The organism is Bacteroides sp. UBA939, from assembly GCF_002293435.1.
GTDB lineage: Bacteria > Bacteroidota > Bacteroidia > Bacteroidales > Bacteroidaceae > Bacteroides.
Genome location: NZ_DBDF01000066.1, coordinates 1 through 5,527, shown reverse-complemented (window position 1 = coordinate 5,527; position 5,527 = coordinate 1). Strand labels below are relative to the sequence as shown.

Genomic DNA, 5,527 nt, shown 5'->3' with positions numbered 1-5,527 from the left:
AAAAGAAAGATAAAACTCTGTGTCTCTGTGACTCTGTGTTCAAGCATAAATCCTCATTTATAGTAAAAATAATTATTACGAAGTACTTACACTACGAATAATGTAAGTTAACTATTCACGGTATAACCTGAGTTTTCAAGCATCTTGCGAAGCACAACCGTGTTGAACCCGCGGTTATTCTCGGTATTGTCATCCACATCGCGTGGGTTGGCTCCGGCTTCGGCATACAGTTGATTGATACCGGCAAGAAGTGACATTTCTGTTACTTCGTGTACGTTCATAGACCGCGAAGGACGGACAACCAACAGAGTAACCGCAGCAATCTTACACAATTCCGGCGTAGAAATAGCGCCATAGCCATGTAGAGGCGTTCCTTCAACAGGCGTACGACGCATCGCAGCCATAGCACCTATGCGATAATCCTTTGCACGGAATATTTCGGTGGCAATTTCCTCGTAGCTATGCTCCGCTCCAACGGGTTCGACGCAGTAGTACAACTCCAGACCGGCTTCGCATATAGCATCGAGTGTCCGGACACGCTGCTCTACCGATGCGCCGGTATCAATGCCCTCGCGCATCCGCACAATGTGGTAAGCTCCGGTGAATCCCGCCTCTTTCAGTTTGTGGGCGGTCGGCAGGTCGAAATCGCCGATATTGGCAACAAGCCTGATTGCGGCAGGAATGTATTGACGAACAGCTTTTCCGATTTCGATAAATCTTTCAACGGGATAGTCGGCGGTGGTCATCAGAAAGATATCGTTAGCTTGGTCGGCAACCAGTTGCTTAACGCTTTCGGTAATCTCATTGATATCTTTCTGCCAATGATTGGGCAGAACGTAATGCTTTGCCGCCATCGAACAAAAATGGCAATTGATAGAACACGGTTCGGCGTTGATTCCTATCTGGGCGAAAACATACCCTTTATTCTGAAATGTTTCTTCGCTGTATTTTCGGGCCAGATACAGCAACCGGTAGAATTCTTCACTTGTAGTTGATACTGATAGTAGCTTAACAACTTCTTCTTTACTTAGCTCGGCTTTCGCCTCCACTTTACTTAAAATTTGGTTCATAACATTATCTTTTATATTCGTAGTTCGCCGAATTACAAACTTAACTGTCTGTAAATCAGGCACAAAGATAACTTTATATTTGTTTATAAGAAAAATTATTGTAGATTTACACCCTGTAATCATCTTAATTTTCTAAAATGGAAAAGAAATACACCGAGCAGGAAGAACAATTGGCACGTTTCGGCAAAGCGATGGGGCATCCTGCCCGTATTGCAATCTTGAAATTCTTGGCGGCGCAGAACTGTTGCTTCTTCGGCGATATCCACAACGAACTGCCCATTGCAAAGGCTACGGTATCTCAGCATCTTTCGGAATTGAAGGATGCGGGACTGATACAGGGCGAAATCTTTCCGCCCAAAGTGAAGTATTGCATCAATCCCGAGAATTGGGAACTGGCAAAGAAGCTATTAAATGATTTTATGTGCAGTTACACATTTCGCAAGGGTGACTGTGGCTGAATTCCTACAAGAATTTCCCTTCTCACTGACCTCCTGACAAACACAACGACGCATACCACAAAGAAGACCGCGAACAGCAATGTCAGTAGCCATATCAACAGGCCAACATTCATAAAGGTAATGCTGATGCCTATAAGGGAACTTACGATACCGACGGCAATGGCATAGAGAGGAACCATCAGATTCTCTCTATATAGAGTTTGTTCTATTTTGCGGTCAGTGAAACCAAGCGTGCGGTATAAATCTATTTCGTAGCGGCGGGCAGACAGGTTCTTACGAATTACAATAATAAAACTCATTATACCCAACAGCAGGCCTAAACCACCCAAAGTCAGAAATATAGTAAGGTAGGTGTCGGTAACAGAGTTAAATTGTTCCAGCCTTTCATTCGTGGTGGAGACTCTTACGCCATATTCATTCAAAGCCTGTGAAAGTAATGTTTTTACTTCCTCTTTCTCCGTCTCGCTTGTTTTAAGGAGAAATACTTCACTTCCGGCAGTTTCTTCCCATATCTCGGAAAAGAGGGACCGGTCTATCAGAATGTTTCCCTGGAAGATGGAGTTGGACAATGTACCGGCAAGGAGGATGGGAATTGTCTGTCCCCGGTCGTTCTTATAAAAGAGGGTATCTCCGAGGTTCATCATAAGTCCCCACGTAAGTACGGTGGCGTCTATCAAAGCGGGGTACACGTTATCCGGCTGCTGTGCTTGCCGGGAAACATCAGCAGGATTGCCGTTCTTTCTTCCCATCTTCCGAAAGACGTCTTCTCTATCAAGCGAGTAGATGTTCTGTTCTATCCGGAAGTCGCTTTTTGCCAAGGCGTTCATATCCACACCCAGCACGGTGGGAGTCGTAGTCTTGTTCAGGTTGAGGCAACTGGCATCATCGGCACTGTAACGAAGGCATTGCAGGATTTCCGTATCTCCGGGAAGAGCAGTAAGCGACAGTTTTTCTTTTCCGGCATCGGTAGACATATTGTGATAGACAGGTACTGAGCTTTCACACCAAAGAGAGAAACCTCCTGTGCCGGTGCGCAGTTGCGCACTGTCGGCAAAGCCCTTCCGGTTGAGACCGACGGAAAAGACGATAAACACCCCGATTGTCAACGTAAAGAATGAAAGCACAGCTTGCTTCCTGTTAGCGTAAAGAGTGCTCCACGCCAATTGTTTTGTTTGGAAAGTTGAGTACTTGCAGGGCGAGTCGGCAGGCAAATCGGCCGAAGACCTATTCCCATACCGGCAAATTAAGTAGTCCCCCCATATTGCCGCTGTTCCTATAAACAGAATACCAACGAATACAAAAAGAACAACCGAATGCAGGAAGAAAAGATTGACGCCAATTGTTCCCACGGCAATCAGGGTGGAGAAGACAACGAATTTCTTTCTCCGCTTTAGGGAATGTGTACCGGTTCCGGCACTTGGCTTCCTGTCTTTTAAGTTTTGTACGATACTCCTGTAAAGAAGCCACAGAGACAGGGCGATACCGATAAAAAGGCCGGACACCAGAGTGGTTGCAGAAGGATAGACGGAGAATCCTCCGGTATGTGTTGCCCCTTTCCAAACGTTGCCCAGCAACCACATAATGAGGCCGGTATAAAGAAGTCCGGCAACTACTCCGATAATTGAGGAGAGTAACACAACAGGGGCGGCTTCCCGCCAGAACATCCGGGTAATTCGTTTCCGTGTATATCCCAGAGCCTTTAAAAGTTCAATTTCGTGCCTTCGTTGATGAAGCATTTCCGATACCGGAATAAGCATCAACAGCATGGCGGACACAATTATAAAGAATCCGAGCGCAAGGAACAGACCTGAGAAGTCGACACCATTCATGGCTGCATACACAGCTTTATCGCGAGGATGAATTATCTGGATACCGGACATTTCGGTTGTAAGTCCTGAAAGGTTGGGGACGGTATTCTTTCTTACACGTACGGCAGTTGCGTTTCCGTAAGCATTTCCCCAGTCGTTGACAACGGCATTGTAGGCAATAATGGCTTTGGGGGTGTTGCGGTAAAGTTCCCAGTATTTTTCATCTTCATCGGTGATAAGACTCATATCAATCGGGAGGTCGCTATCCCAGTCGGTGCATCGCTCTACATCGGAAAGACCGGGAAAATCAGCGCTTAAGGTTTTATCTTCCAAGAACTCACTCAGGGGGACAATAGCTTTTACATGCAGGGAGGCGGTATCAGTTTTTAATACTTTCAGATTTTGCGAAGTGAAATAGGTTATCTGAATCCGGTCGCCCGGCTTAGCCTGCAAACGTTTGGCTGCATAGTCTGAGAGAATGATATCGTCTTTCCCTAATGATTGGTCTTTATAACGGTCTGCGGCTGTAACGAAAGAGTAAGGGATGGAAAAATCATCTCGCCGGATGGAGTTGGCTAAGTAAGAGAACAAACGGTTCGGTTCCGGATTATTCTTGCAGATGGTTTCCACTATTTCCTCTTGTAAGAAGATGCGGTCGGAGATAATCTCCGTGAAATCATCTTTTTGACGGACGGAAAGACCGGATAATGAATAATGCCATGTATGTTCCAATTCGCCGGCGGATATCGGTTGACTGGTCAGGATGAGGTTCACTTTCTTTTCCGCATTCATGGCTTCCGCCAGCTCCTGCCGATTGATAAAGACATTGAACGGCAAGACTTGTTCGTTCTTCATACTGATATTACCTCCCTCTTCGGTGTTGACTACTCCGTTGAAAGTAAGGCGCAGGCTTGTGGTGTAGGTTTCAGTAACAAACAGGGAGCCGGGAGGGACTAACCCGGATGCCGGCAAACGAAGCACGATGTCTTCCGGAATATCTTGTCCCAGTTCTTCACGTAAAGCGGAATTAATACGGGCGGCACCTTCAGCGATAGGCAGGTCGCTCACTCCCCAGACAAAAACAGGTATCAGCTTCCCGTTCTGTGAAATGAAACCGTTTGTTAGCAGAACACCTTTTGCAGAGCCTTTGAACAAAGGGTCATCAATCCATTCTTCGGCCATAAAAGAATGGCGGGAGAATATAATGGTTTGCGTATCTCCCAATCGCTCGGCGACTCGTTTCACCAATGTACTCCGCACGGAATCGCCTACTACCAGGCTGCCGACAATTACAGCTACAGTGATAAGCGACGCAAGAAACACCAGTTTGTAATAACGGATATAGAAGCGGCTGCTTTTAGACGTCAAACCTTTGAAATTCATTGCAACATCCTTTCTTTAAGGGTGAGTATGCGGTGTGCAACGGAGGATATCTCATCCGAATGGGTGACCATGATGATAGTTGCCTGCATGCTTTTGTTTATTTCGGAAAGCAGGGAGACGATATTTCGGGCGTTCTCTCTATCCAGTTGCCCGGTAGGTTCGTCCGCAAGTACCAACAGGGGTTTCATGACCAGCGCCCGGCAGATGGCTACGCGGCTTGCTTCGCCACCGGATAATGTGTTTGGGTACTGGTTCGCCACTCCCGAAATACGGGCGATTTCCATGAGGTGACGGGTATATGCAACTTCTTCTGCGGTAGCTTTGGAGTTATGGGCAAGTGTAGGTAACAGGATGTTTTCCATTGCTGTGTACTGTGGCAACAAGCGGTGATCCTGAAAGACGAAACCAATCTGTTTGTTACGGATTAGAGAAGAGTCAACCCCCGGAGCGGTTATTTCCGTATTATCCAGAAAATAACTGCCGCTGTCCGGCATAAGAAGCGTCCCTAAAATGGATAGTAAAGTGGTTTTACCCGAACCGGAAGCGCCTTTTATCGCTATAAATTCGCCCTTAGAGACTTCCATATTCACTCCCTGCAAAACTTTATTCAGACGGTTCTCGCCGTCAGGATAGCTTTTTTGTATGTCATTTAATCTAATCAAAGCCATTTCTAATGAATTTATTTAATGCTTATCCGTAATAATACTCCTATGCTGATGAATGATAATTTAGCGAAGCGGAGCTTCGCAGTGATTAATGTTTAGTGATAAGTGATTAACAAGAGTATCTCTATTCTCCTCCTCCTGGG

At 46.1% G+C, this 5,527-nt stretch carries 4 protein-coding genes; 1 reads left to right on the top strand and 3 read right to left on the bottom strand.

Going from position 1 to position 5,527, the window contains the following annotated elements; translation table 11 throughout:
- Positions 1–107: 107 nt before the first annotated feature.
- Positions 108–1,070 (bottom strand): radical SAM protein, encoded by a 963-nt coding sequence (locus B2Z67_RS04625; RefSeq protein ID WP_291528648.1) that lies wholly within the window; start codon positions 1,068–1,070, stop codon positions 108–110.
- Between the two features lie 137 nt (positions 1,071–1,207).
- Here B2Z67_RS04625 and B2Z67_RS04620 point away from each other — a divergent pair, with 137 nt between their 5' ends.
- On the top strand, positions 1,208–1,528 hold the full coding sequence (locus B2Z67_RS04620; RefSeq protein WP_291528647.1) for an ArsR/SmtB family transcription factor: 321 nt from the start codon (positions 1,208–1,210) through the stop codon (positions 1,526–1,528).
- On the opposite strand, the gene B2Z67_RS04615 is transcribed toward B2Z67_RS04620, so the two are convergent.
- The gene (locus B2Z67_RS04615; protein ID WP_291528646.1) at positions 1,498–4,719 is read right to left on the bottom strand and encodes an ABC transporter permease; all 3,222 of its coding nucleotides are present in this window, start codon (positions 4,717–4,719) and stop codon (positions 1,498–1,500) included. The two genes, B2Z67_RS04620 and B2Z67_RS04615, sit on opposite strands and share 31 nt — an antisense overlap.
- A complete protein-coding gene (locus B2Z67_RS04610; protein WP_291528645.1) occupies positions 4,716–5,387 on the bottom strand; it encodes an ABC transporter ATP-binding protein in 672 nt (223 codons plus the stop codon). Before B2Z67_RS04610 ends, B2Z67_RS04615 begins: the two co-directional genes overlap by 4 nt.
- Positions 5,388–5,527: the final 140 nt, after the last annotated feature.